6 protein-coding genes and 1 tRNA gene are annotated in these 25895 nt (G+C 61.9%); 3 read left to right on the top strand and 4 right to left on the bottom strand.

The window, feature by feature from the left end:
• Together N3J91_03345 and N3J91_03340 are read left to right on the top strand one after the other, a co-directional pair.
• Positions 1–1116 (top strand): RHS repeat-associated core domain-containing protein (locus N3J91_03345; GenBank protein MCX8155481.1); only part of this gene is annotated, 1116 nt, incomplete at its 5' end.
• A 54-nt stretch (positions 1117–1170) separates the two neighbouring features.
• On the top strand, positions 1171–1521 hold the full coding sequence (locus N3J91_03340; GenBank protein ID MCX8155480.1) for a hypothetical protein: 351 nt from the start codon (positions 1171–1173) through the stop codon (positions 1519–1521).
• Between the two features lie 289 nt (positions 1522–1810).
• On the opposite strand, the gene N3J91_03335 is transcribed toward N3J91_03340, so the two are convergent.
• The 4 genes from N3J91_03335 to N3J91_03320 all read right to left on the bottom strand — a co-directional run bounded on the left by N3J91_03335 (position 1811) and on the right by N3J91_03320 (position 5142).
• Positions 1811–1886, bottom strand: a tRNA-Ala gene (locus N3J91_03335).
• Positions 1887–1987: 101 nt separating this feature from the next.
• Positions 1988–2800, bottom strand: coding sequence for a hydrogenase nickel incorporation protein HypB (gene hypB, locus N3J91_03330; protein ID MCX8155479.1), 813 nt, complete (start codon positions 2798–2800; stop codon positions 1988–1990).
• 1 nt (position 2801) lies between these two features.
• Complete coding sequence (gene hypA, locus N3J91_03325) at positions 2802–3143, bottom strand: hydrogenase maturation nickel metallochaperone HypA (protein ID MCX8155478.1); 342 nt, start codon at positions 3141–3143, stop codon at positions 2802–2804.
• A 130-nt stretch (positions 3144–3273) separates the two neighbouring features.
• A complete protein-coding gene (locus N3J91_03320) occupies positions 3274–5142 on the bottom strand; it encodes a S8 family serine peptidase (GenBank protein ID MCX8155477.1) in 1869 nt (622 codons plus the stop codon).
• A gap of 319 nt (positions 5143–5461) precedes the next feature.
• Between N3J91_03320 and N3J91_03315 the strand changes: the two genes are divergently transcribed.
• A complete protein-coding gene (locus tag N3J91_03315; GenBank protein MCX8155476.1) occupies positions 5462–25891 on the top strand; it encodes an FG-GAP-like repeat-containing protein in 20430 nt (6809 codons plus the stop codon).
• Positions 25892–25895 lie beyond the last annotated feature (4 nt).

Raw genomic sequence — 25895 nt, 5'->3', positions numbered from 1 at the left:
ATGCAAGCGTGGGGAACCATCGGCACGTATGAAGCCAGGGAGGAGGCAAATCCCATCCCACAAGATTCCTCTCCTCTGAACGGTGATTACAGCGTGGGCGTGTTGGTGGCGACGGTGATTCATAACGGCCCGAAGGCGGGGGTGTATTTTCCGTTTTATGATGGCAATGAGAACGTGATGGGTTACGTGCGGGGGGCGGATGGTTTGTTGGCGGCGCAATATGAGTACGGCCCCTTTGGCGAACTCCTCCGCGCCACCGGCCCCCTCTCCCAGAACTTCAACCCTCTCTTCTCCACCAAATACCACGACTGGGAAACCGGCCTCCTCTACTACGGCCACAGGTATTACAACCCTTCTACCGGCCGCTGGCCAAATAGAGACCCAATGGGCGAGGAAGCCGGAATGAACTGCTATTCGTTTCTGGGCAACGAACCAATTAGAGGCGACGACTACCTTGGTTTGTGGGATGAAACGGTTGACCTGCACGCCACGCTGCGGTGGGCATTGAAAGCTGGCTACCCAGCCGATGCCGCCCAAGCGGTTGCTGATGCCGACGAGGACGTTGACGAGATACTTTTCTCAACTTCCTACATCTTCGAGCCAGGCACGCAGTATCACTTTGACCGCAGCCTCAGCATGGATGTCAGGGTGGACACGCGGATAACAAAATACAAAGAGCACCTTGATAAGGCTAAAGACCTTTGCACGATTTCCAGGGGAAACGACGAACCGAGCGCAGCCGCGAAGCAACTCGGAACAGGACTGCATCCTTACCAGGACTGGATGGCACATGGCGACCACAATAAACGACTCCTTGGCAGCTTTAGCAGCCTGAAGGACATTCACAACGCCATGAGTCCGGCAAAAGGATCGAAAGATTTTCCTGATGACCCTGACTTGGACGCAAAGGGGTCGCCTGACGGACGTGCCACGTTTTCGGTTTTGCACTTTGTGGCTGACAAGAGCGGGAACATTCGCGATTGGGCGGATTACGAACGCGGCCACCAACGCTATCAGCTAACCCACTCAATGAGCAGTTCAGCGTTGCACGAATTCCGCGAATACGTTCGGGCAAACGGCGGCTGCAAGTGCAAGACATACTTCGGTGTCGAATGAGCCAAGTGCTCAGACGCAACTCGCCCCTCGTTCAAACATGCAAACGTCCCCTACATGAAAATGTCCTCTAAAATTCTGGTGGTTGCCAGTGCTGGCGCGGCGGCTGCAGTTTCGGTTATAGGCCCTTATTTTTTTGTGATTAGTGCTTTGTCGCCCACATCTCCCATCCGTCGCTGCGTCGAAAGTTGCTTGAGCGCCGTGGAACGAAGTGGCCGGTTTTTCGCCAAACTGATTGGTTTTTCAGAAATGCTAGAGCCGCGCGATGCCAATCTTGCCTACCTTGCCTACCTGCTGATCTACTTTGCACTGGTCGGCGCAGTGCTGGCGGTGTGTGGCTATTTGGGCATGACCCTGCTGTTGAAATTCCTCGGGCTTCGTGGTGTGAAACGGCGTGGCGGAGATTAGCAACGCGGCTGTCCCGCCAAAAGGTGTGAAGGAATCTAACCGTGCTCAGGCCGCGCAGGATGAAGTTCGGCCGCCCGTGCGTGTGCCACAGCGCCGGTTTCCCAGTGCGGCATAACGGTGGTGAACTCGGCTGGGGCGGAGGTGGATTAATCGCAAGCTGGCGACAGGAGGGAGATTTCGGGGGGGCCGAAGCCGGCACGCGTCCCGCGTGCGCTCCCCGAGACCTCGGGAAAAATGCGGCGCCGGTAGTGAAGGCAAAGGGGAGGGCGGTTAAACTTGTGGGAAAAAATGGTGGAGCCGACGAGACTCGAACTCGTGACCCCCACAATGCCATTGTGGTGCTCTACCAACTGAGCTACGACCCCAACCGGGGAGAGAAGGTACGTGCGCAGGCCGCGCTTGTCAACATTTTCGGCGGATTTTTTGCCCGCCCCAACGGGTGCGCCGCCGCCGCTGGGACGGGTGCTTATCCATTGCCACGGCCGAGGGATTGATGCTGCTGGGTCAGAAAATCACACCATTCCTCCATGCCCTGGCCGGTGCGGGCGGAAAGCTCAAAAACGCGGGCGTGATGACTGATGCGGCGCAAGTTGGCCAGGGCGCGTTCGCGATCAAAGGCGGTGGCCTCGGCCAGATCCATTTTGGTCACAAGGGCCGCGTGGGCGCTGTGGAACACCGGCGGGTACTTGAGCGGCTTGTCCTCGCCTTCGGTGACAGACAGCAGCACGGCCCGCAGATGTTCGCCGAGATCGTAGGCGGCGGGACAGACGAGGTTGCCGACGTTTTCAATAATCAGAATGTCCAGGGGCGTGCTTTCAAGCTGGCTCAAGGCCCGCCCCACCATCTCCGCTTCCAAATGGCATAAAGTGCCGGTGGTGATTTGCACCACCGGAATGCCCGCCGCCCGGAGGCGCGCCGCGTCGTTGTCCGTGGCCAGGTCGCCCACAATCACGCCCACCCGCAGCCGGCCGCGCAAATGCTCCGCCGTCTTCTGCACCAGCGTGGTCTTGCCGGAGCCGGGCGAGGAAAGCATGTTGAGCACCAGCCATTTTTTGGCCTGGAAAAAGCCGCGATTTCGCTCGGCATAACGGTCGTTTTTCTCCAGCAGCGATTGGTGAACCTCCACATGGTGGGGGGCGATTGCCTCGCCCTGGCCATGAGCATGCGCTAAGGGCGCCTGCGGATGTCCGTGCCCATGCCCGGGGTCGGTGGGGGGATTCATCGGTTGACCGTTGATTTGCACCGGCCCGCCCGCGCTGCATCCACAATCTTTGCACATATCAGGAAATCTCTATGCTGCAGAGTTCCAGCTCGCGCCCGCGCCGCAGCTCGCCATCCGCCCGGCCGCAGTGCGGACATTCCGGCAGAAAGTCGGGGCAGGGAAACTCCAACTGGCAGTGGGGGCACCAAAACGCGGCCGGCACGGTTTCAATTTCCAAAACGCCACCCTCTGCCATCGTGCCCAGGCTGGTGGCTTCAAAGGCAAATTGCAGGGCCTCAGGCACCACCCCGCTGAGCTGGCCCACCCGCAGACGCAGGCGGTGGATGCGCGTGGCGCCACGGGCCCGCGCCTCCTGCTCGGCCGTCAGCACGGCCCCCTGCATGATGCCAACTTCATGCATAAGTCCTGCAAAAGTTAACCCAAGGTGGCAGGGCTGGAAACCCCCTTTTTTGTGGGGGCCGGGTCATCGGGCCATCAGTTTCGACCAGGGCTTCGTGGGTGTCTAATCAGCCGCAGGGACAAACCCTGTATCAGGGCTGGCTCCAGCGCACGCGGTAAAACTGATACGCATGCGGCCCGGGTGAGGTCCGATAAATGACCGTGCGATTGGTGGTGGTGCTCCAGCCCACCACTGACCAGCCATCAAATTGCGATGTGGCTTCCAGGATCGGCGTCACGCCTTCCACCACAGGCAGGGAAATTTGAAAACCCTGTGGATTGAACACGGTGGCCACGGGGTTGGGAAGCTGGGCCCCGTAGATTTCCAGGCTTGCCTCTGTCACCGTTCCGGTGTCCAGGAGACGGGTGTCCCGCACGATGACCCGCCATGTGCCCCCGGCCAACTCGCCCCAGTGGCGGATCGAGGTAAAGGGCCATTGCTGGAGACTGGCGCTGCCCTCCAGCGCTTGGGCGGACAGCAAGAGGCTGGAGCTTCCAGCGGGAGATTGCAAAAGCACTTCAACCTGGCTGAGGTCAGGATGGCTTACTGTAAGGGTCACCCTTACGTGTTCAACGCGCAAGGGCAGCGGCGGCACGCTGAATGGAAGCTCCACACCGGCGGACTGGTTGTCGGGGATGGCCAGGGGCAGGTTGGTGAAAGGGGCTGACCACTGGCTTTGTGGGGGCAGGGGCACCCATTGTTGGGCCAGCGTCACAGCCGCCTCGGCATTGACCATTCCTGCACCACAGCGCGGATGAAACCGGAAACCGGCGGCATTGGTCGTCCATTCAGGGCTGGTGCTCTCCACCGGGCGGGCCGTGCGGAGCAGGATTTCTTGCACATCGCGCCATCCCAGTGCCGGGTTGGCTTCCAACATCAGGGCCACCACTCCCGCCACCGCCGGAGCCGCCGCCGACGTCCCGGTGAATTCAGCCGTATAATCGCCGGGATCTTCCCCCTCCTGACCGGAAAGGTCGGTGGTGGAGATTTTTTGGCGCAAGGGGACGCCCGAGGGCGCCACCACGTGCACACAGGCGCCGCCCTCGCTGTAGGCGGCAATCCGGCCGCGATCATCCACAGCGCCCACCGCCAGCGTCTGGATGGCATTTACGTAGCCGTCCATATTCGCATCCTCACCATTCTGGGCGCCATTGCCGGCCGAAAACACATAAATAACCCCGCGGCCGGAGCGTCCGGCCTCCACACCGTGGCGGAGGGCGGCGCGGGTGAGAGGACCCGGCCCGGCAAGCCGGCGTTGTCCGTCCAGTGCACCCCAACTGCAATTCATGATGTGCACGCGATCCAGCGCGTGAGACAGCGCCCGGGCCTCTTGCGCATCTGTGGTGGGGCCGCTGATCAACCGCACGCTGGCCACGGTGGCCTGGGGCGCCACCCCGCAAACCCCTAAACCATTGTGGCCGCGCGCCGCGGCCACGCCGGCCACCTGCGTGCCGTGGGTGTCGGAAAACAATGTGGGGCCGGCATCGGCATCCTCATCCAGATAATCGTAGGAGAGCGCCGCTGCCGCATTGTCTCGCAGGTCCCGATGCGATAATTCCACCCCGTCATCCACCACGGCCAGAACGATGCCCGCGCCGCGCACCTTTTCCCATATATTGGTCAAATGCAAATCCACCCCCGGCGTGCCGCCGTTCTGCCCCGTATTGAGCAGATGCCATTGCTGGGGGAAGCGCGGGTCATTGGGCAGCCATTTTTTTTCCAGCGAGTGTGCGGCAAGTTTTTCCCAATGGCGGATACCCCTCTGGTTTTGCAGCCAATGTTGCAGCGCGACAAGATCCCTGGCCGCGGGCAGAGATACAATCACCATTTCCGGCGCAAAGGGCAGGGTGAACTGGCGCGAATCCTCCGGCCAGCTCCAGCGTTGCCCTGGGGGACGACCGGTTGGGGGCTCAAGGTGCAGCACATAATAGTGCCGGGCGGGGGCGGGAGGAGCTGCCAAGTTCACTGCATTCTGGGCCTGGACCGTAAAGGCCAGTAACGCCAGGCATGGGCATAACAATCGCCTCCTCCGGCTCCCTGGATGGGCGTCATGAGTCGTCCCGAAACGCATGGCCCATTAAAATACCATCTTTCCTATTGCCATGCAGTTCATTCTTTGCTATATGAAAATTACCATGCATCGCCATTGGCAAATGGAAGAGTGCGTGGATGCCAGCTCAAACAAGACCTAAACCAACTTTGCATAACGCCATGCCCCGCGTGGCGGTCTAAGCGCCCTCGGGTGCGAAGGAATCATTTTTTCCTAATTTAATCACCTTATGCAAAAAATAAGTCGGTTTCATAAAAGTTTCGCCCCGCTCTGGCTTGCGGCCCTGCTCCCTTGCCTCAGTCTGGCGGCGGCCACTGCACCATACTTTGAGGACTTTGAGGGCGCGATTGGCCCCGAATGGACGGCTCCGTCCCTCGTGACAGAAGAACCGCTGCGCTTCACCCGGTGTCTGGGCCGGGCCGGCGCCCAAACCCTGACCTTGGAGGGATTGTCTCCCGGGCAAACCTATCGGTTGTGGTTTGATTTATATATTATTGATGCCTGGGATGGCGGAAACACCAACACCGGCGATTTGTTTTTGGTTTATGTGGATGGTACAAACGTTTTCCGGCATTCCTTTGCCAACTTTAACAACAACCCTCCTTCGGGCACGCAAACGTTTCCGCGGCAACCCGACGAGGGCCGGGTGGAGCTGGGGTTCAATGTGCCCAGCGGCTATCGGGATGCCATCTATCGCAGTGTCGAGATTCTTTTCACCCCCACCGGCAGCGTCTCCACCCTCATCTTCAATGGCACCAATTTGCAGGCGGGTGAGGAAACTTGGGCTATAGACAATGTGGAGGTGCGCCTGGCTGCCGCGGTGACCAATACGATCCTGCGCTCCACCACCCTCCCGCCGCATCAATCCACCAATGCCGTGGCCATCAACTTTTTCGCCGTGGCTGCCACTCAACCTTTGAATGCCGCCTCCGCCACCAACACTGCCAACTGGTCCTTGCGTGAGGCGGGGGCCAACGGTGTTTGGGGAGATGGAGATGATGTCGTGGTCCCCATGGGGCTCAGCCTGGCCCCGTTTTACCAGACTGGCCGTAGTGTGTTGTTCACTATTCTTAATCCTCCATTGCCCCCCGGCCGCTACCGGCTGCAAAGCGGAGCCGGACTGCTGGACACCAACGGCGTGGCGGTGCCGGTTTTTACGCGGGATTTTGTGGTGATTGCCCCTTATCCCGGCGCAGTGGAAACCGTCAATAACGATTCAGCCGCCTCGGCCACCCCCCTGTTGCTGTTGGAAACTCCGGCCGGCTTGGGATTTTTGACGGCTTCTGGTGTGGGCCAGTTTGACTCACTGACCGATGAGGATTTCTGGCGCTTTGATGCCGAGGCCGGGGACATTCTGACCGTTAGGGTGGAGACCCAGGGCGGCGGCTCCACGCCCCGCTTGCAACTCCAGAATCTGGCCGGCTCTTCCCTGGCCAACGTGGTGGGCAGTGCCGCTGGCGTGGCCACCATTCAGCGTTACCAATTTGCCTCCGCGGGCACTTATTACCTGCGCGTGTGGAGCACGGACCGCGCCGTCCCCTATGCCTTGCGGGTGGATTTAGGCCGGCAATGCTCCTTGGAAGCAGAACCTAACAACACTTTTGCCACGGCAAACAACTTGACTTATACGGTCCAGCCGGGCGTTTTGCGTGCCCGGATGGCCGGAAGCCTGCCCGGCGAGGATGACGCGGGCGATTACTTCAGCCTGGGCCGCTTGAACGTCGGCAATGCCTTAACTGTTTTCCTGCGATTGCCAGAGGGTTCAACCCTTAGGGTGGCTGACGCCCAGGTCCGTTTATTCATGGCCGGAAACACCAATAGCCTCGCCACCGCTGTGGGCGATACCCTGAATTACCCGGTGACGACCAATGCCGACTATTACCTGCACGTTGCCAGCACCAATCGCGCCTGGCGCGGCCAGTACGTGCTTGACATCCTGGTGGGCGACGGAGTGCGGCCGGAGGTTGCTTCCACCACGCTGCCGGCGGAAGGTGCCGCCAGCCTGGGGGTGTGGGACCGTTTCAGCCTCTCCTTTTCCGAGCCGATGCAAAGCGCCACGGTGACCAACGCCGCCTTTTATGAACTGCGTGGGGCGGGGCCCGACAACCTCTTCAATACGGCCGATGATGAGCTTTATACCGTGACCTGCGCCAACTATGGGGGCGGACTGAGCGCTGATTATCTGGTGCCCGATGGACCGCTCCAACCGGGTTTGGTGCGGCTGACGGTGTCCACCAACCTAACGGATCGGCTGGGCAACCCGCTGGTGACCTTTTCCCGCATTTTCACCATCACCAATCCGCCGGGATACGTTTTGGAATCGCGTTTCAACCACATCCCGGCGCGCAGCGGTTATTTTACGCCGAGTCCCGCCGCCCCGGCTGATGGCACCTTTGCCAGCCTGGGGGCTGTGGCCAGCCTGAGCAATCCTTTCCTGCCGGCCAGCGCTGACCTGAATCAAGATGGACGCCCTGATTTGCTCATTCCCAATTATGGCAACAACACCCTCCTGCTGCTGACCAATGACGGCCGGGCCGGCTTTCAAACCTTGACCAATCTGAGCGGTTTCAGCAGCCCCCGGGCGCTTGTGGCGGGGCGGTGGGGCCCTTCCAGCAACGCCTTTCTGGCGGTGGCTAATTTCCTGCCCAGCACCTTGAGCATTGTCCGGGAAACCAACGGTATTTGGACCCTGATCACCAACCTGAGCGGCTTCAATCGCCCCGCCCACATCGTGGCCGGGGATTGGAACCGTGATGGCCATCTGGACCTGGCCCTGCCCAACTCCTTGGGGGGCAATGTCCGGCTGGTTTTGGGCAATGGCGACGGCACCTTCCAACTGAGTTCCAACTACACGGTAGGCTCCGGCCCGTCTTATCTGGCGGCCGCGGATTTGAATGGAGATGGACGCCTTGACCTGGTCTCCGCCAACAGCAGTGCCGGCTCTTTCAGCCTGCTGCTGGGCAACGGCGATGGGACTTTCCAGCCCGCCCAGCATTGGCCGTCCGGGGGGGACACGCGCTCGGTGGCTGTGGGGGACGTGAACGGCGACGGCCGTTTGGACGTGGTGACCTACAGCGCCGCGGAAAGCACCATCAGTGTGTTTGCCGGCAACGGTGACGGGACCTTCCAGGCCCGCCGAAGTTGGGCGGCAGGCACGCCGGATGCCAGCCAGATCGTGTTGGCTGATGTCAACCAGGACGGCGCCCCTGATGTGCTGATACCGAGTTACACCAGCGAGGGATTTGTGGCGGTGCTGTTAAACAATGGACAGGGGCAATTCCCCAGTCTTTACCAGCAAAGCATCGGTTACTATCCCGTGGGCGTGGCCGTGGCCGATTACAACGGCGACAATCGCCCGGATTTGGCGGTGACTCTATATCATGGCAACCGTCTGGAAATCGTCCTGGGCAATCCCGTGGCCGCCCTCGCCGAAGACCCGCCCGGCTCCGGCCTACGCAGCGGCTATGTGCGCGGCAACATCAGCGACGCCAATGACATTGACTATTTCCGGTTTACCGGCCAGGCCGGGGATCAACTCCAGTTGGCCATCGAAAACCTGATTTCTGACAATGCCACGGGTCTCCGGGTGGACCTTTACACGGCCGGCGGTCAGTACCTTCTGGCCCTCCAGCCGGATTGGACGGGCTGGGGACAATCCTCCATCATCACCCTTCCCTATACAGGCACTTACCTGGTCACCGTGCGCCAGTGGTACGAATTTCGGGGAGAGTATCGCCTGCGGGTGAGCACCCTCCGACCGCCGGCACGGTTTGAAGTGGAAAATAATAACAACCAGGCCAGTGCCTTTGCCCCGGCCTGGTCCCTGGCCAACAACCTTCTCACCAGCCGCACTGCCGGCTACCTCAGCCGCGGCGACGGGGCTGGGGATTGGTTCAAGTTGGGGACGCTTGCCCCCGGCGCCACCGTGCAGGCCGCTGTGGCCCAGCCTGCCTCCAGCGGTTTTCCGGCCATCCTGTCCATCATCAATGCTTCTGGCCAGCTCCTCACCAATTCCCCATCCGGGGTGACCAATTTTCAGTTCGTGGTGCCTGCCGGTCCGGCCGGTGAATGGTTCCTCCGACTGACGGGTGAACCCGGCTCGCCTCCTCTGGAGCTGGAAGGCCAGACCAACACCGCCCTTTACTTCACCGGCAACCAGTGCGTCCAAATCCCGGACAGCCCCAGTTTGCGGCCGGTGAACTTCACCTTGGAAGGATGGGTCAACTTTACCACCCTCAACTACATTCAGCACTTATTTGCCAAAACCTGGGGCTCGGGCACGGACAATTCTTATGTGGTCTGGTACGAAGGCGGCAGTTTGCGGGCCTATTTGCGGGGCGGCCCGAGCCTTAGCTACACTTGGACACCGCAACTGGGGCGCTGGTATCACGTGGCCTTTGTCTTTGATGACGCGGCCAACACCCACGTGCTGTACCTCGACGGCAATGTCGTGGCTTCCGGCTCCGTCACCGTTTCCGCGACTTATGATGGACATCCCCTGCTGTTGGGGGCGGACACCCAGAACGAGAATATAACCGATTTTCTCGTTGGCAAACTGGACGAAGTGCGGCTGTGGAATGTGGCCCGTTCGGCGGCCGAGATTAATGCGGATCGTCTCCGCCGCTTGAACGGCAATGAGCCGGGCCTGGCTGGCTACTGGCGCCTGGATGAAGGCAGCGGTTTTATCGCCCAGGATGCCACCAGCAATAACAACCATGGCACCCTGCTCAATCAACCCATTTGGATTTACAGCCGCGGCGCCGCACAACCGCCCATGGCGCTGATGACCCAGTATTTGCTCACCCTGACGCTGGCCGATGCCGCCCCCCTAACCGTGGTGAGCGACAACCTGCCGGCCAACGGCTCGACCGTTAATCTCATCCTGCAAAACTTCACTCTGACCTTCAGCCAGGAATTGGCCGGTCAGATTAACAACTTAAATCGCATCTTCCGCCGCCAGGGAGGCAGCGTCTATCTGTTGACCGATGCCAGCGGCTCTTGGGACCAGGCCCAGGCCGCCGCCCAGGCCCTCGGGGGCCACTTGGCCACCATCAATGACGCCGCCGAAAACCAATGGCTGTGGGATGCTTTCCGCAATTATGGCGATCTGTGGATTGGTTTGAATGACAAACAGGTCGAGGGCGTTTTCCAGTGGGTCAGCGGCCAGCCGTTCACTTATACCAACTGGCTGTCGGGCAGGCCCAACAACAGTGGCGGCGCTTACGGGGTTTTCCTGGATGACAGCACCGGTCGCTGGAGCGACTCCAGCAGCACCTCGTTGCGCGGTATCATTGAAATACCGGCCTTGCCGGACGCCGATGCCGATGGACTGCCCGATTCCGTGGATGACCATCCCAACGATCCCCGCAACGGCGTTGAGCTTCGCGCCGCCGGGCCGGATGACACCTTCGACACGGCGGATGATGAACTTTATGACCTGGACACCACCGGTTACACCGGGGGCTTGTCCTTGGGGCTGTATGTGGTGGATGGACCGCTGCAGCCGGGACGCTATCGGCTGAGTGTGACCACCAGCGTCAAAGATCGTCTGGGCAATCCCCTCAATTCCATCTGGACCCGGTATTTTACCGTGGTCCCCATCCCTGGCTTGGTCATGGAAAACCGCAACAACAACACCGCAGCCACCGCCACCAGTCTCAGTTCTACTCCCGGTGCAGGCAGCAGCGGCTCCTTGCTGCTGCAGACCAATCTGCTGTCGGGCGCCAACCCCCATTTCCCTGTGGTGGGGGATGTTAATGGCGACGGCCGGCTGGATTTGATCCTGGGGAATCACAACGGCAATTCGCTCTCGGTGTGGCTGGGGCAGCCCCAGGGCGGTTGGCAATTGTTCACCAATCATGCCTTGGGGGGGCGGCCTTTGGGGCTGGCGCTGGCCGATTTCAACCGCGATGGCCAACCCGATGTGGCGGTGGCCAATTACTCGGGCAATTCCTTGCAGATTCGGCTGGGCAATGGCACGGGCCTATTCCAAGCCTTCACGAATTATCCCACCCCCAACCAACCCTATTACCTGGTGGTGGCCGATTTTAACCGGGACAACCTGCTGGACATTGCCACCGCCAATCTCAACGGTGGCAATATCAGCGTGTTTTTGGGCAATGGCGACGGCACTTTCCAGCCACGTTCTGACATCGCGGTGGGCAGCGGGGCGTATCAGATTGAGGCGGTGGACCTCAACGGGGACAGCCGCCTGGACCTGGTGGTGGTGTGCCGCAATGCCAACTCGCTAAATGTTCTCCTCGGCAATGGCAATGGCACCTTTGCCGCACCCGTCAGCTACCCCTTGGGCACCACCGGCGGCGGCCTGGCCGTGGGCGACATGAATAACGATGGACGCGTGGATGTCGTGGTGGCCGCCGGCAACAACTTGCGCATTTACCCCGGCCTGGGGGACGGCTCCTTTGGCCCGCCGCAGGTGGTGGATTTCGGCGGATGGGACAATTACCATCTGCTGCTCCACGATTTGGATGGAGATGGGCGGCTGGACGTGTTGATCCCTGATTACTCTTCGGCCCGTTTCATCACTGTGGCCAACCTGGGAGGCGCTTATGCGGCGCCTTTGATTTACAATTTCAGCAGCCGCCCTCTGGCGGTGGCCAAAGGGGATTTTAATCAGGATGGCCGCATGGATTTTGCTGTGGCTGATTGGGACAACAGCCAGCTCCAGATACTCACTCTGTCCGGCGCCCACAGGCTGGCTTTGGACACCGCCACCGGTGCGCGTTATGGCGGCGGCCGTGGCGCCATTGTTTCCGATAATGATGTGGATTTCTGGAGTTTCTCCGGCATGGCCGGCGAGCGCATGACGCTTGCCACGGAGACCGTTGACGCCCTGGCGGGGGCCGGTTTGAGCTATTTCCTTTACGGGCCGGATGGCCAGCAAAAATCTTCTTTTTACCCGGATTACAATGGCTACGGAACCTTTACCTACGTATTGCCCGGCTCTGGCGTGTACACTTTGCGCGTGGCCCAAAATTACCAATACCGCGGCGAATACCGTTTTCGCATTACTCTGTCGCCTGCGGCCCTGCAACATGAGGCCGAGGCCAACAACGATCTGGCCTCTGCCAACACCCTCACCTTCACCTTGTCCGAAGGGCGGCAATCAGCCGTTGTGCTGGGCTATGCGGGACGCACCGATGCGGGTGACTTTTTCCGGCTGGGCAATCTCTCCGAAAACACCCTCGTTAATCTGCGCGTCAGCCGGCCCGAATTGAGCGGTTTTGTGCCGCAACTGGCGCTCATAAATGCCGGCGGCCAGGTGATCACCAACGTGGCGGCAGGCGCCACGAATCTGGCTTATATCATTCCAGCAGGAGGTTCAGGCACTTATTTTGCCCGGCTGCTGCCTGGCCATCGGGGGCGGCCCGGCGCCCCGGCGGTTGGCCTATCCTTTGATGGCGCAAACGATTACCTCAATGCGGGAGCCTGGACCCCCGGCACGCGCTGGACGGTGCATGCCTGGGTGCAGTTGCGCAGTTACCAGGGCGGACGCCGCGGCCTGGTGGGATCGGCCTCCGATTGCCGCGACTGGGGGGTGGTCACCACTGACGGACGGTTTGCGCTCAATGTGCGTCCACCGGGCGGCTGTGGGACGACTTACGTCGCCGGGGGCCTGTTGCCCGAATTGGGCCAATGGTACCATGTGGCCGGGGTCTGTGATGGCACCAATGCCTGGCTTTATATTAACGGAGAATTGGCCGCTTCTGGGCCGGTGGACCGCAACTACACCGGCACGGCGGCTGGGGTCTGGATTGGCGGGGAGGTGTGTTGCGGCAATTACTTCGGCGGTTTGATTCAGGGAGCCGGGATTTGGAATCGGCCCTTGTCCGTGACGGAAATCCAGTCCCTGATCACCAATGCCCCGGCCGGCAATGAATCGGGCTTGATGGCCTATTGGCCGCTACAAGAGGGCAGTGGCGCCATCGCCTCTGACATCAGCACCAACGCGCGTCCTGCCACGCTGGTTAATGGCCCGGAGTGGCTGAACCTTGCTCCGCCCGCGCTTAATGTGATCGGAGCACTGGCCCATTATCGGTTGGACGCCGAACTGGTGGACACGCAGCCGCCTTTGGTGCTGGCCGTGTCCCTCCCGCCGGAAGGCTCATCCACCAACGCCATCCTGGATCGTTTTACGATTCAATTTTCAGAGGACATGCTACCGGCGTCCGTACAGGCCGGCACCAATTACTGGCTGGTGCATGCCGGAGCGGATGGCCAATTTGGCACCGCGGATGATTTCAATTACACCGTGCTCAATTCCCCCACCTACACCAGCGGCACCAATGCCTCTTTCCTGATCTCGGACGGCCCGCTCCAGGCCGGCTGGCATCGCCTTGTCATCACCACCAATCTGGCGGATACCACCGGCCTGCGCATGACGGCGCCGTTTGTTCGCCAGTTTCACGTGGCCAACGTCCCCGGCTATATACTGGAAAATCGCGCCAATAACTCCATCGGCGGCGCCACGTCGCTGGGCCTGGCCCGGACCAACCGCCCGGCGGGCAGTTTCCAGGCGGGGGCCCCCGAATTATTGAGCGGCCAGGCAGAATCCCTGGCCATAGGACAACTGAACGCTGACACCAACCTGGATTTGGTGGTGCCCATCTACGAAAACAGCACCCTGGCGGTGTACACCGGCAGAGGGGATGGCACATTTCAGTTGCGCACCAACTTCACCGCCGGCAACGGGGCCTTGACCCCGTTGCTGCTCCATCTCAATGGCGATGCCCACCTGGATTTGGTGGTGGGCAATTACCTGGCCAATACTTTTTCGGTGTACCTGGGCAATGGCGATGCCACCTTCACCTGGCTGACCAATTACGCCACGGGCCAGCGGCCTTATGGCATGGTGGCGGGCGATTTCAACCGGGATGGCCGCCAGGATGTGGCCGTGGCCAACTTTAATTCCTCCACCCTTTCCGTGTACCTGGGCAATGGCGACGGCACCTTCCAGCCGGGGGTGACGTATCCGGCCGGCGGCGGCACGATTAAAGTTGCCACCGGCGATCTTAATGGCGACGGGCACCTGGATTTGGTGACCGCGGATCAAAATGCCGTGACCTTGAGTATATTCATCAACCAGGGCAACGGCACTTTCAATCCCCGTTATACCCTTGACACCCATACCACCCTGCGCAGCCTGGCCGTGGCGGATTTGGATGGAGATGGGGCGCTTGACCTGCTTTCCGGCCACGATGACGGCGTGGTGAACTGGTTCCGGGGCCGGGGCAATGGCACCTTCCTCCCGCGCCAGACTGTGGCCACCGGGGCCTACGTGATTTACTCGTTGCTGCCGGTGGACCTGAATGGGGATGGCCGCCTGGATTTGGCTCTCGCCGATTATTATTACAACCGGGTGCTGGTCTTGTTAAATAGCGGCCAGGGCCAGTTTGAAGGAGCCGCCCGCTATTCTTACTCGGGCTCTTCCTATTTCAGCGATGTGAAAGCCGGGGATTTCAACGGCGATGGCCGCCTGGACTTGCTGGGGCTGGCCTATGGTTCCCGCCGGTTTCAAGTCTGGTTGCAGGATGATACCGAACTGCTGGCCGCCGATGGTCCCCAGGTCTTCACCTCCCTGGCTCGTGGCAAACTGCTGGATAACAGCGATCAGGATTTTTGGAGTTTTTATGGGCAGGCCGGTGACCGCGTGCAGGTGGCCATGGAAACGTTGGGCAATCCGGCTGGCTCGGGTTTGTCTGCGGCGCTGCTGCGTCCCGATGGCTCCGAGCTGATGACCACCTACGGAGGTTATTATGGCAGCGGCGTCGGTTATGCCCTGCTGCCCCTCAGCGGGCGTTACACGGTGCGAATTTCGCCCAATTACGATTACCGTGGCGAGTATCGCCTGCGCCTCTCGCTGCTCAAGCCGTCCACCCAGGCGGAGAGCGAGGATAACAGCGGCATCAACAACGCCAGCTCGCTGGCCTTCACCGCAGCGCCTGGCCGGCGGAGTGTGCAGGTCTTTGGCTCGCTCCACGCGGAGGATAACCAGGACTTTTACCGCCTGGGTAATTTATCGGCGGGCACCTTTATCAGCCTGACGCTCAGCCGCCCCGCCTCCAGCCAACTGCAACCCGTCCTGGCCATCTTCCGCGACGGCACCCAGGTGGCCATCGCCAATGCGGGGGAAACCAATCTGTTCTATTCCATCCCGGAGGGGCAGGGGGGCGCCTACTATGCCCGGGTGAGTGCAGCCTCCGGCACGCAGGGATTGTTATCCCATTATCTCCTGGATCTTGGTTTGAATGACATCACGCCGCCGCGGGTGGTGTCCAGCACGCTCCCGGCTTCGGGCACCGCCTCCACCTCCTTGTGGGATGGCTTTAGCGTGACGGTCAACAAGGACGTGGATGTGGCGGCTTTGTCCGCTCTGAGCAATTTGCGATTGCGCAATGGCCACGCCTATTTCTTCACCGCCAGCGGGTTGACCTGGCGCGATGCCCAGGCCCAGGCGGCGGCCCGGGGCGGCTATCTGGTGTCCATCAATGATGCGGAAGAAAACGCCTGGATATTGGCCACTTTCGGCAGCGATTTCTTCATTGGCCTGACGGATGAAGACCAGGAGGGCACGTGGGTCTGGGCCAGCGGTGAGCCCGTGACCTACCTCAACTGGAATGGCGGCGAACCCAACAACTCCGGCAACGAGGATTACGTGCAATTCCTCTCCAATGGCCGCTGGAATGACGTGGGCTCAGGATACACGTCCCGCGGCCTGGTGGAAGTGGCGGGCGCCGACAGCGACGGCGACGGCCTGCCGGATGCGGTGGATCCCTATCCGAATAATCCCATTAATCTGGTGGATTTGCGCAGTGCCGGCCCTGATGGCCAGTTTGATACGGCAGATGACGAAGTCTATCGTCTGAGCCTGGGGGCATACAGTGGGGGCAACACCCTTAATCTCTCCATCACTGACGGTCCCTTGCAGCCGGGTGTCTATCGGCTGCAAATCACCGGCGATTTGCGGGACACCTTTGGCAACCAGGCTGGCGCGCCCTACGAGCAGTATTTCACCATCGCCAACCTGCCCGGTTTCAACCTGAAGAGCCGCACCAATTTCTCCATATCCTCGGCGGATGTCCTGCAATTCCAAACCCTGGCGGGCGGGCTGCGCCTGGCCCTGGGACGGGGCAAGCGGTACAATGACAGTGATACGGACTACTACCGTTTTACCGGCAGCACGGGGGAGGTGGTCTCCCTGGCGGTTGATGCGCCTGGCAATCCGGGCGCCAGCTCGCTGCGTTACCAGATTCTGGCGCCGGATGGCACCGTCCTTCTCACCTACGATCCTGACTACTATGGCAGCGGGGTCGCGCCGTTGTTGACCTTGAACACCAACGGCGCCTTTACCGTGGTGGTGAGCCAGTACTACAACTACCTGGGCGAGTACCAATTCCGGCTTGCCCTCGCGCCACCGCCGGCCATTAACGAGGCGGAGGACAACAGCGCTCTCAGCTCCGCCAACCCCTTGCCCCTTGCCACGCAGCAGGATCAACGCCTGGGCTATGCCTTCGGCATGGCGAACTCGGTGGGTGAGCTGGATTATTTCCACCTGGGTTACTTGACCAACGGCACCACCGTTTTCCTCCTGGGGCGCACGCCCACCGGCAGCACCATGGCGCCGGCCGTCAGTCTCTACAATGCCCTGGGCCAGTTGCAAAACGAAGTCGGCGGCGGCAATCCCGGGGACGCCGCGGCCGAGGTGCGCATCATCGCGGATGGCCCATATTACGCGCTGGTGCGCGGCACCACCCCGGCCACGGGGTTGCGTGCTCACTACGTGCTGGAAGTCCGCGCCGTGCCCACCGGCACGGTGACCTTCCCCAACCTGCTTGTTTCCAGCGTCAGCCTGCCCGGCGGCCTGCCGCTTAGCGGCCAGACCGTCACCTACTCCTTCACCGTCGTGAACACCGGCACGCTGGCCACGGCCGAGGCCAGTTGGTTTGACCGGGCGGTCTTTTCCACCAACACCATCCTGGGCGACGCTGATGATATCCCGCTGGGGTTCTTCCCGCACGTGGGCGTGCTCCAGCCCGGCCAGGCGTACACCGTTTCCAATTCCTTCCGGCTGCCGGACGGCATTAGCGGCAACTATTACCTGATCGTGCACACGGACTCGGGGGATGCCGTCAACGAGTTTCTGTTTGAGTCGGACAACATTTACGTATCCCCCACCACCTTCCCCGTTCAACGAGCTCCGTACCCGGATTTGAAAATTGAAGGATTGACCCTCTCCGGGCCGGATGGCAGCGGCGCCTATACCTTCACCTGGAACACGGCCAACCGCGGCACGGCGCCCGCGGTGGGAGGATTCCATGAGCGTTTCTTTGTGCGCCGGCTGCCGGCGGGCGTGGTGGTCACCAATGTGGAGCTGGCGGTGAGTCAGGATTTGTCGGTGAACGCCGTAGTCCCGCAGGCGTTTGTCCTCACCGCCACCAATCCGGGGGATTACCGCATTGAAATCACCACCGATGCCCGCAACGCGCACTTTGAGATGGATGCGTTCAGCCACGCCAGCGCGGAGGCCAATACCGTCACCACCAATTTTGTCATCGTCCAGATCTTCCCCATCACCGTGGCGGCCCAACCGCCGGGGGCCGGCGTGGTGAGCGGTGGCGGCAACTATGCCCAAGGCGCCGCCGTGACCGTCACCGCCCGGGCACTTGCTCAGGAGCTGCCCTACTTCTTTGTTAATTGGACGGAAAATGGAGTGTTTCAGAGCGCCTCCACGAATTACACTTTTGTGGCGACACGCAGCCGTCAGTTGGTGGCCAACTTCAGCCTGCCCACCTATTTATTGCTGGCCTCCAATGCACCCGCCGGGGCGGGCGTGGTGGCGGGGCAGGGGACGTTCTTCCATGGCACCACCAACGTGTTGACGGCCCTGCCCAACCCGGGCTACGGCTTCAGTAACTGGACCGAGAACAGTGTGGTGGTGGGCCTGAGCGCCACGTTGACCAACGTGGCCCTGAGCAACCGGTTTGTGGTGGCGAATTATTATGAGTTAAACCCCTTCCATCGGGTGACCACCGCCACCTCGCCCACCAACGTGGCCGAGGTCACGGGCGCCGGCGTTTACCTGAATGGTGAGTCCGCCACCTTCAGCGCCCCGGCCTCCGTCACCAATCCGCCCAATATCTACCTTTTCCGGGAATGGCGCCTGAGCAACGTAATCGTGAGCGCCAGCCGCACGTTCAGCCGCTCGTTCACCACGCAGGATCCCACCAACCTGCATTTTGTGGCGCATTATGACGCCGTCAGCATTCAACCGCTCCTCACCAACGTGCTGGCCAATTTCCCCAATCCGGTGCCGGCCACCACCAATTTCCTCATGCGCCTGCAATTTAATCGCAGCATGAATGCCGCCCTCGCGCCGTGGGTGGTGTTTTCCAACCGCCAGAACAGTGTGCTCATCACTGTGACCAACGGCGGCCGCTGGCAATCGCTGCAGGTCTCGAATGACACCTACGCCCTGCCGGCGCTCACTTTCGCCGCGGGCGCAGAGGGCCAGTATGACGTCTGGGTTTCCCAGGCGCAGGATGTTTTCGGGGTCACCATGGCGCTCACCAACGCCTTCCTGGTGCAGGTGGATGTGACCGCACCGCCCCTGCCGGTGCTGACGTTGAGCGCCTCCAACAGTTCCTCGGTCACCGTGCAGTGGACGGCTTACGCTGCGCCGCCGGATGTCGCGGTGTACCGGGCTTTTATCCGCACCACCAACTACGCCAGCATTCTCAGTTTGCCCATCGCGGCCAGTTTGTCCCCCAGCACCCGCAGCTTTACTTTTGGCGGACTCAACCTGGATACCCCCTATTATGTGACCGTGGTGCCGGTGGACGTGGCCGGCAATTTTGCCGAAGCGGTCCAGCCGCTCATGGTTTACCTTCCCAGCACCGTCCCCCCGCCGGTGGCCGTCACAGTGACTCCTGCGGGCGCCGATTCGGCCAATGTCACCTGGGGGGCGTATTCGACGGCCGGGCTGTTCGGCTTCGCCGGATTCCGGTTGTATTATGAAACCAATGCCTTTGCCACCGTGGCCGGCCTGACAGCCCGCGCCACCCTGGGTGCGGGAGCGCGCTCGGCATGGGTGGAGGGGCTGGACCGGCGCTTCACCTATTACTTCGCCGTGGTGGGATTCAACGGCACCAACGGATTTAATCCGAACGTCACCCCGGCCACCTGGAGTGATCCCTATGCGGGTAACATCACCACTGACCTCACCCTGGGCGGGGCAGGGCAGGTGGTGGAGGTGTTGCAGCCCATCCACGTGGTGAATAATGCCGTGCTGACCATTCCGGCGGGCACTACCGTGCGCTTTGCCCCTGGCGCAGGCATCACGGTGAGCCAGGGACGCCTGCTGGCCAATGGCACCGCCCTGGAGCCCGTGGTGTTGACCTCCTTCAGCGATGTGTCCGGCGGCAACCCCATGCCAGGCGACTGGCAGGGAGTCACGCTGGGGGCGGGGGCGGGCGGTTCGGTGTTGCGCCACGTTTTTGTGCGGTTTGGCCGCGGGTTGATCCTGGACGGTTGTGCTCCCACCGTGGAGGCCTTCACCGGCTTGTACAATCAGCCGGCGGCACTGCAACTGCGCAATGGCGCCACGCTCGACACCGCCGAGGCCCTGCTGGCCTTCAACAGCTACGGCGCCTGGCAATCAGACACGGCCTCGCTGAAACTCAGACAATCCGTTCTCAAGAACAACGGCACCAACGCCTGGAATACCGGCGCGCAACCTTTGATTGCGACACAGGTTTGGTGGGGCAGCGCCCTGGCCGCCGATGTGACCGCCGGCGTGGCCGGATTGGTGACCACCTCGCCTTTCCTGACGGGCGAGCCTTTGTTGACGCCGGCCCTGGGCATTTCCAATCATGTGACCCAGGTGGGCACCAGCAATGTGCTTCTGCGCCTGGCCTGCCGCACGGCCGAGGCCATGCGCCTCAGTGAGGACTCGGTGTTTCGGGGGGTGTTTTACGAAAGCTTCGCCCCGTGGCAGTGGTTCACGTTGTCGGAAGGCGGGGGATCCAAGACCATTTACGCGCAATTCCGCAGCGTTACCGGCAACACCAGCGCGCCAGTGTCGCTGACGATTACCTACCTGGCCCAGGGACCGGTGATTTCCAGCTTCAGCCTGAATGAAGGCCAGCTCCTCGAGCGGCCCTTGCTGGTGACGGGCGCCGCCAGCGCCCCGCTGGGCATGGCCTCGATGGAGTTCTATGTTAACAACCGGGGGGTCTCGACCAATGCCGGCGGCGCCTTGAGTTTCTGGTGGGATGTGCGCCTCTACAGCAACGGCATCCATCGCGTGAAATTGCTGGCGCGCGACACTGCCGGCCGCATCGCCACCCTGGAGCGCAACGTGGCCATTGCGCCTGCCCCGCCGCCGGTGCCGGCGATTGCCACACCCGCGGTGGATTTGATTGTGACCAGCAACCAGGTGGCCGTGGCGGGAACGGCAGAGCCGGGCATCGGCGTGCGCTTGTTGCGCAACGGCGCCCTGGCCGGACAAACCACCGCCAATAACCAGGGCCAGTGGTTCCTCGCGTCGGTGTCGCTGGTGGAGGGGGAAAACGTGCTGGTGGCCAGCGCGTTTGATGCCTTGGGCGCCGCCGCTTCCGCCCCCCGCCGGGTGGTGCTGGATAGTGGTCCGCCGGCCGCGCCGGAGTTGCAACCGCCCACGTATTACCCCGGCCGCGGCGTGGAATGGGCGTGGCGTTTTGCGCCCACCGGCGAGCGTCCCACGCGCTTCCGCCTATTCTGGCACACCGCGCCGTTTACCACTCCTGCGGGCGCCAGCGGCCAGTCGCCGTTAATAGTCAATCAACTGATCTACACCCTCCCGGTGATGCCGGCCGGCGCGTTGCATGTCGCGGTGGTGGGTTATGATGACGCCGGCAACGCCAGTCCCTTGTCGAATCTGGTGCCCTATGCCCACGATCCCAACCCGCCGTCTTTCACCATTGCTTTTGACAAGGCCTCCCCGGTGGGCACCGGCCCGTTGCGCATCACGCTCACGGCCAATGAACCTCTGGCCGAGACCCCCTCCCTGACGTTGAATTACGGCACCGGGCCCATAACCCTGACCGTCAGCAATGTGGCCCTGAACACCTACGCTGGCACGCTGTTGGTGGGGCCGCTCACCCCCTCCCGGCCGGTGAGCTTCACGGTTTCCGGCCGCGATCTGGCGGGCAATGTATTCAATGGCGCGCCCGCGGGGCCGCCGCTGGTCATTGATGTGACGCCGCCGGTGGGCAGCATCACCACCGTGCCGGTCTCCCCGGTGCAGGTCACCAACGTCACCGCCATCCAGGTGCAGCTTTCCCTCAGCGAGCCGGTGGCGCCCGGCTCCACGCCGCAACTGGCTTTCACGCCTCCGTCCGGGGGCGCGCCCATCACCGTGCCGCTCACCGGCGCCGAGAGCAACTGGAATGGCACGCTTACCCTGACCCCCGCAGCCGGCGCCGGTTTTGGCCAGTTCACTCTGACCGCGGTGGATGCGCTGGATAACGTGGGCAATGGCATTACGCGGGGGGCTTCCCTTGAGATTTACAACTCGGCCCTGCCCACTCCGCCGGCGGCGCCCGCGCAGCTCCGCGCCACCAGTCTTAGCGGGGGCTACATTCGCCTGGAGTGGACGGCGGTTTCCAATGCGGAGATTTACCGGGTGTATGCCGATCCCGGCAGCAGCGGCGTGCCCCAAACGCTGGTGGCCGACAACGTGGAGACCACGCTGCTGACCAACCTGCCGCCGGCCGATGGTGCGTATCGCTTTGCCGTCAGTGCCGCCCGGCGCGGCGCCGAGGGCGGCAAGTCCCTGGCCGTGACAGCTGTCAGTGATCGCACGCCGCCGCCAGCCCCCACCAATGTGACGGTGCAACTGGTGGCCAATGGACTGCGCGTGGCCTGGCAGCCGGGGCCGGGCGAGTCGCAGGACCAGTTCCGCGTCTATCGCAACGGCGCGCTCATCCGTGTGCTTGGCGGCGGCACCAACATTCTGGATGTCCCGCCGCGCGGCCTGCTTTCCTACGTCGTGGGGGCGGTGGATGCGCTGGGCAACGAAGCCCTCAGCCAGCCGGCTGTCTTTGAGATGCTGGTGGGCGCGGTGAAGAATCTCGAAGTGGTGCACAACCTTGGCCAGTCGCCCATCCTCACGTGGGAATCGGACGATCCCGCCGCCGTGGGGTACAATGTTTATCGCAACGGGGTAAAACAGAACACCGCCCCCTTGACCACTCCGGCCTTCACTGACGGCCTCGGCGTCCCGCGTGGCGGCATGGTCTCCTATGCCGTGCACGCCGTCAACGCCACCAATGCGGAAAGCGTTGCGCGCCGGGTGGATTTGCATGATGTGTCCTTCCTCGTCATGGCCAACCTGTTTGGCGGCGCGGAATCGCCGCCCGTGACACGGTACTTCGATGCCTTCCAGGTCACCGTGTTCAACCGCAACCTCACGGCCCCGCTGCCGGTGCAACACGTTGAACTGCGCCGCGTGATCTCCGGGCTGCCGCCGGTTACCCGCTCCAATGGCGTGGACGCGGCGGTGCCGCCCAACGCGCAGATCAACCGCGAGGTGGTGCTGCCGTCCAGCCCGGTGGCGCGGCCGCAAATGATGCTGGTGCGCGCCGTGCAGCAGCCGCATGAAACGGGTGGTCAGGCCATTTACCAAACCCTCGTGGATTACGTCACCGTGGTGAATCCCGAGGTGATGGTGGAGGTGAGCGCCGCCCAACCGCCGCTGGCCGGAGGCATGGCCACGCTCAACCTGCGGGTGCACAACCGCGGTTACGCCGATCTGGATGTGGTTACCGCCCGCGCCGGCGGCACCCAGCCGGGCGATTTGACCATCACGGTGCGCAATCATCTGGGCCAGGAGGTCAACCGCGTGGCCTACGTTGGCATGCCCTCGGGCGCCATGGTGGCTCCCGATGGCACCACCTTCTTGCGCCTCCCGCCAGGGACCTCGCGCAGCTTCGCGGTGGACAACATCCTGGTGCCGGACAATCTGGGCACCAACCTCACCACCTTTGAGGCCGTGATCAACCCCATCTATTACCGCTATGGCACGGCCAGCCAGGTGACCAACGGCCCCATCAGCGGGCAGTTGACCTCGTCCCTCCGGCTGACGCCTTACTACGGCGTGTTGACCACCGACAAAACCAACTACAGCAATGACGATCCGGTAATCATCACCGGCCAGGCACTTGATCGCCAAACCGGCCAGCCACGGCCCAATGTGCCGATGAAAATCGGGTTCAGCATCCGCGGCTTCAAGTTCTATCACAGCGTCACCAGCGACTTCAGCGGCAGCTTTGTTTATGAGTATCAGCCGCCGCCAGGCCTGAGCGGCCGCATCAAACTCTGGGCGGCGCATCCGGAGGTCTTTGATGTGCTCAACCAGGCGGAAATCACGGTGTACCGGGCCTACTTCAGCCCGGTGGCGGGGGATATCCGGATGACGAAGAACGATACGCTCGTCTTTAACATCACCCTCGTCAATCCGGGGGAGGAAGATTTAAGCCGGTTCGTCATGGAATCCGAGGCTTGGGCCGTGGTAGGCACCAATCTGGTGCCCATTACCAACCTTACGGCTGCGGCCGGCATCACGCCGGATTTTGTCATCGGCCCGCGCGAAAATATCCGCGTGCCCATCAGCATCACCGCCACCCTGGACGCCCCCGACCAGGCCCGGATGCGCTTGCGCCTGCGCTCGGCCGAGGGGGCGGCCGCCACGTTTGAGGCCAACCTGACCCTGTTGCCCGCCAATCCGGTGCTGACGGTAATTGATCCGCCCATGGGTTATGTGGATGTAAGCGTCAACCGCGGGCAGTTGTTCAGCCGCACCTTTACCGTGGCCAACATGGGGTTGCGGGACCTTACCGGCATTACTGTGCAAGGTCCCACCAACGTCCCGTGGATGAGCCTGAATCTCGCGCCCTCCAACGATGGCCGGATTTACCTGCCCGATTTGCGGGTGGGCCAGAGCAATACCATCACCGTCGTGTTTGCTCCGCCACCGAATGCGCCCTTGGAGTACTTCCAGGATCGCCTCATCATTCGCGGCACCAATTCGCCGGCGGAATTTACGGTGAATCTTTATGCCCTGGTTACCTCCTCCAGCCGGGGTAATGTGCGCTTTGTGGTGGACAACATCCTGGCCCAGCGCGTGCCCGGCGCCACGGTGCGCATTAAAAATTCCCTGTTGCAAATTGAGCAAAGCTATCAAACCGACGCCAATGGCGAGGTCTTGATAGAAAACCTGCAGGAAGGGCCGTGGGCGTGGCAGATACTGGCCCCCGGCCACGCGTCCGCCGCCGGGCGCGTGGACATTGTCCCCAACCAGACGGTGTTGGTGGAGCCGCGGCTGTCCCGCAGTCTCGTGACGGTGAACTTCGTGGTGACGCCGGTGCCGTTCACTGATCGTTACGAGATCACCATTGAGCAAACCTTCCAGACGCATGTGCCGGTGCCGGTGCTGGTGATGACTCCGCCCCAGTATGAGTTTTTCAATATTGAGGCGGGCTTTGAGGCCACCGTGATTTACAACGTGAAAAACCACGGTTTGGTGCGGGCGTTTGATCTGATCATCCAGGGCGGGGCCGATGGCTACGCCACCTCCACCCCGCTGATCAATTACGTGCCCGAGCTGGGCGCCATGCAAAGCATTGATATTCCTTTCCGCTTTTATTACGCCGGCCGTGGCGGCACCAACACCAGCGGGCTGGCGCCCCAGTTCACCCGCTCCAAATGCCTCACCAGCCGCGCCAAATGCTTCGGGCGCGACATTGACGAAGAGGGCAACATCCGGGGCGGCATTGAATTCCCGCCCGGCTATGGCCAGCCCACCCCGGGGGACTGCACGGGGGGCATTTTTGACATAGATAACTTTGCCGGCGCTCTCATGGCGATTGTCAATGCCTGTGCGCAATGCCCGGATTTGAAAACCATCATGTCCCTGGCCACCAAGGGCATCAAAAAATACACCGAAAAAGCCAAGTTCTACAAAGCCATTGAAGGCGTGGTGCTGGTGTACCGGCTGCTGGGCTGTCCCACGCCTCCCGGCGGTGGCGGCAATTATGGTGGTGGCGGCGGTGGCGGGGGCGGTAGCGGCCCGGCCAGGGGTTACTCGGATTATGGCACGTCTGCGGCCTGCTTCGCGGCCGGCACGGAGGTGCTGCTGGCCGATGGCCGCTGGGTGCCCATTGAAACCATCACCACCAACCAGCAGGTGCGCACCGGCACGGATCCGCGGGAGATTGCCACCGTGGTGGAGGTGAGGACACGCGAGGTGCCGGGTGTGCTTGACCTGCACCTTGATAATGGCCGCCTGCTCTCCACCACCCCCGAACACCAACTCTGGGTGGAGGGCCAGGGGTGGGTGTTTGCCAGCCAGATCAACCCCGGTCATTTCCTGATGAACAGCAGCGGACGCCGCGTCAAGGTGACGGATGTCCGCCGCCGCGAGGGGCCGGTACAGGTTCACACCCTCGTCAACCGCGAGGATCATGCGTTGTTTGCCAGCGATGTTTTGGTGCGCGATGGTTGCGGTGACAAAACGCCCTTCTTCCACCGGCTGTTGCCTCCTGAACCCGGGGGGATCGCCACCCCCCTGCCAGCCTTCAGCGGAAAGGAGGTGGCGCCATGAAAAC

The organism is Verrucomicrobiia bacterium, assembly GCA_026414565.1.
GTDB lineage: Bacteria > Verrucomicrobiota > Verrucomicrobiia > Limisphaerales > Fontisphaeraceae > Fontisphaera.
The sequence above is the reverse complement of the archived record's forward strand: the minus strand, read 5'-3'. Positions and strand labels throughout refer to the sequence as shown.